This window comes from Micromonospora sp. NPDC005324 (assembly GCF_040607155.1).
Taxonomy (GTDB): Bacteria; Actinomycetota; Actinomycetes; order Mycobacteriales; family Micromonosporaceae; genus Micromonospora; species Micromonospora trifolii.
In genome coordinates this window covers 1-3,289 of record NZ_JBEXGE010000106.1, presented here as the reverse complement: position 1 = coordinate 3,289, position 3,289 = coordinate 1, and the positions used below count along the sequence as shown (strand labels likewise).

Here is a 3,289-nt window from a genome sequence, read left to right as displayed (position 1 = left end):
ACATCGACCGACACAGCTACAAAGCCACGACCAGCATCGACGTCATCAGCCCCGACCCTTGACACGCCAACCGCGGCCCTAACTGAACGGCGTTGCATCTAGTACTCCAGCCGCACCTGGTGGAGTTGGAGTCTTCGCTGGTAGTGGGCGGTTCTGGCGCGGTACTGGTGCCGGCGTCGCCATCGTGACCATCGATGGATATGGCCGAAGGGGCGGACGGTGGTGATCAGGTGTGCCAGCAGACGTCGGACCTCGCCGAGGGTGAGCGGAATGAGGCCGTCATCGGATTCGGTGCCCCCTTTTTGGCGTGGCTGGCGGTGACGGCGAGGTAGGCGTGGGCGCACAGAACGAGAGTTATGTGCCGGTACCAGGCGTCGTACCGACGCACCTGATAATGATCCAAGCCGACCTCGGTCTTCGCGGTCTGGAAGCACTCCTCGATCGCCCACCGAGTCCCGGCGATCCGGATCAGGTCCTCGTCCTGGGTGCCGGCGGGGCCGAAGCACAGGTAGTAGGCCAGATCCGTGGGGTTGGTGATGCTGCGGCGGATCAGCGGCCAGTGGCCGTATCCGTCGACTGTGCCGGGTAGGGAGGCCACGGCCCAGTCGTAGAGTCGTGGCCCTTTGGCGCCGTCGCCGCAACTGCGACGCTTCCACGCCAGGGACGGCGCGGCGGCGGCCAGGACGTCCGGGCGGGAGTTGCCCACCGTGGTCGGGACCCGCTGGTTGCGGGGCACGGCCAGGACATAGCCCATCCTGTGCTGCTGCAGCCAGGTCCGGAACTTCGAGTCCTGCCCGTAGGCCTCGTCAGCGGTGACCCACCTCGCCGGCAGTCCGGCGGTGATGGCGCGTTCGAGCATCCGCAGCCCCAGCGCCGGTTTCGTGGCGAACCCGACGCTGGCTGCGATGCCGGCTTCCTCACGGCGGGCGGGGTCATCGCACCAGCCACGAGGCAGATACAACTCACGGTCGACCAGCGTGCGCCCGGCCGGGCTGGCATAGGCCAGGAACACCCCGAGCTGGCAGTTCTCCGTCCGCCCGGCCGCGCCGGAGTACTGACGCTGCACCCCGGCCGACTTGATCCCCTTTTTCAGGAAGCCGGTCTCGTCGACGATCAGCACACCGTCGTCGTCACCAAGGTGCTCGGACACGTAGGCGAACAGGTCATCGCGGACCGCCTCCGGATCCCACGCCGACCTGTCGAGCAGCCGCTGCATCCGATCCGGCGTCGCGTCGCCGGCGGCCTCGGCCAAGGTCCAGCCGTTCTTGCTCGCCAGGGGTGACAACAACCCGACCAGGTAGGTCAGCGCCTGCCGGCGCGGCTCCGCCCGCCCGAAACGGTGCGCGAACCGCGCCAACAGATCATCCAAACCCGCCCGCCAGCCCACAATCTCATCGATCAACACAAGCACGGGAGCCTGCCCGCTCTACGACCGGCCACAACAGACAGACGGTGCGACCACGCAACTCGCGCACCGAATAGCATCGACATCCGCAGCTACGTGGCCAATTCAGCTCCGACATCCATCGGAGCCGCCGTGAGCTGCCAAAACTTCATGTCAGGCAAGTGCGGCTGGAGTATTAAGTTTGGAGCCGACCACGCCCGAGCCGCTTTGGCGGGCAGTGTCGAGGGCGGCGCTGCCGTAGAGCACGATCTGATGTACGTCGCTACGTTGGACTCCGACCAAGGCGAGGTCCGTCAGAATGGTTCCGCGTCGTCGCGTGGAGAGGGTCTGAGACAGAGCACCGGACAGCACGGGTTCGGCCAGGTCTGGGCGCCTCAACTCGACGTAGCAGGCTCCGCGTTCCTCGGCGAGCCGGGAGCCGTCGAAGCGCAACCAACCGCCGTTGTGCACTCGGCCGGGCAGGTGATTGACCTCCTCAGCTTGGTCGAGCGCCCGCCGGCATCCGCCCAGGTCACCGCGGCCCGCGAGAGCCTGTGCCTGCGCAGTGTGTGCCCAGTGCCGGGTCGACAGCGCGCTGTCCCCGTTCTGGGCCAGGTCGGCGGCAACGGCCAGCATCGGTACGGCGTGCCGGAAGTCACGCTCGTAGACGCTGATGAAGGCGTGACGGATCATCGCGCGAGCCCAGAGATCATAGGCAGCGGCTTCTCGGGCGGCGGTCGCTGCCAGGGTGTAGCAGTGTGCGGCCTCGCTGTACGCGTTCGCGTCGAAGGCAACCTCGCCCGCGAGCTGAAACAGGTCAGCGGTGACCCCGCAAAGCCGACGGTGTACGGGTGTCGTCTGGGATCGGCGCAGGTTGGCGGTGAGCGTGGTCAGCTGACGGTTGACCAGCGGTGATACTGCCGCCTTGGACTCAGCTGCACCGAAGGCGGCCCACAGCTGGGCGTTCAGCCCCTCGTACTCGTCGAGGGTCGCTGGATCCAGTCGCCTGCTCCCGTCACCGGACGACTCGATGCGCGCCCAGTCGAGCTCACTGCCCGGGACGGGCGCGGCCAACAGCGCACCTGTCAGGCTCAGCAGGCGTAGCAACTCGCGGCGGTTCATATCGCCAGTGTCCGTGATCTCTCCACCGATCAGCGACCAGCCGGCGTGATCATCACCGGCGGCGGGCGGCTCACCCGGAAGTCTCCGGTCTCCAACGGTGTCAGTATGGCGTTGGCCACGGGTGATGTAAAAGCCTAGGTCGGCGTCCCGCGACGCCTTCAGCACCGCACGGAACGCCTCACGGGTGGTGGGCTTGGGCCAGCGGTGTTCTCCCCGCTCAAGCTTCCCGACGTGGTTGCCGTCCATGCTGGTTCTCGTACCGTAGGTGTCCCACAGGTAGTTGTTGACCGCCTCGGCAACCTCCTGCCGAGACATCCGTCGGCCTGAACCGCTCGGGGACAGAAGTCGACGACGGGCGTCGCTGAGCAGGGTGTTGGGACCATCTGACACACCCGACTTCGGTGTCACCCATCACCGCCCGTCGAACTCGCTGGTAGTCCTGTCGAGCGGCCCCGCACGACCCGCTTTTCCGCGCGTTCTTCACGATGGTAGATGCCGAGATGCGTGGCGCCGCACTCGGCGCGATCGCTTGGTCTTTTCTCCATGCTGACCATGTCGACGATGAGATCCGCGATCGATTCGGTGACCTCTGGGACGAACGGTTCCAGCATGTCAAGGATCATCCGCAGGACCACGAAGAACTGAAGGGCCTTTACTGGATCGCCAAGGGCGATAAGGTCCGCGCAAGTCTAACCTCGGCCCTTCGTTAAGGGCTGCGCGGCGGCGGTCGCGGGGACGCGAAAGTGCCTTCTGTTCTGGAACGATGTGACTTGTCGAGGGTCT

At 66.2% G+C, this 3,289-nt stretch carries 3 protein-coding genes; all 3 read right to left on the bottom strand.

Annotation, left to right across the window (positions count from 1 at the left end; genetic code table 11):
- Positions 1 to 226: 226 nt before the first annotated feature.
- The 3 genes from ABZS40_RS36460 to ABZS40_RS36450 all read right to left on the bottom strand — a co-directional run bounded on the left by ABZS40_RS36460 (position 227) and on the right by ABZS40_RS36450 (position 3,117).
- The gene (locus ABZS40_RS36460; RefSeq protein ID WP_354949276.1) at positions 227 to 1,405 is read right to left on the bottom strand and encodes an IS701 family transposase; all 1,179 of its coding nucleotides are present in this window, start codon (positions 1,403 to 1,405) and stop codon (positions 227 to 229) included.
- Positions 1,406 to 1,558: 153 nt separating this feature from the next.
- Entirely contained in the window at positions 1,559 to 2,821 is a 1,263-nt protein-coding gene (locus tag ABZS40_RS36455; RefSeq protein WP_354949274.1) for a transcriptional regulator, read from the bottom strand.
- Positions 2,822 to 2,910: 89 nt separating this feature from the next.
- Positions 2,911 to 3,117, bottom strand: coding sequence for a hypothetical protein (locus ABZS40_RS36450; protein WP_354949272.1), 207 nt, complete (start codon positions 3,115 to 3,117; stop codon positions 2,911 to 2,913).
- Positions 3,118 to 3,289 lie beyond the last annotated feature (172 nt).

What these genes read in the sequence shown, in the direction of transcription:
- ABZS40_RS36455 (WP_354949274.1), bottom strand. Translation starts at nt 2,821, where the DNA reads ATGTCTCGGCAGGAGGTTGCCGAGGCGGTCAACAACTACCTGTGGGAC.
- ABZS40_RS36450 (WP_354949272.1), bottom strand. Translation starts at nt 3,117, where the DNA reads ATGCTGGAACCGTTCGTCCCAGAGGTCACCGAATCGATCGCGGATCTC.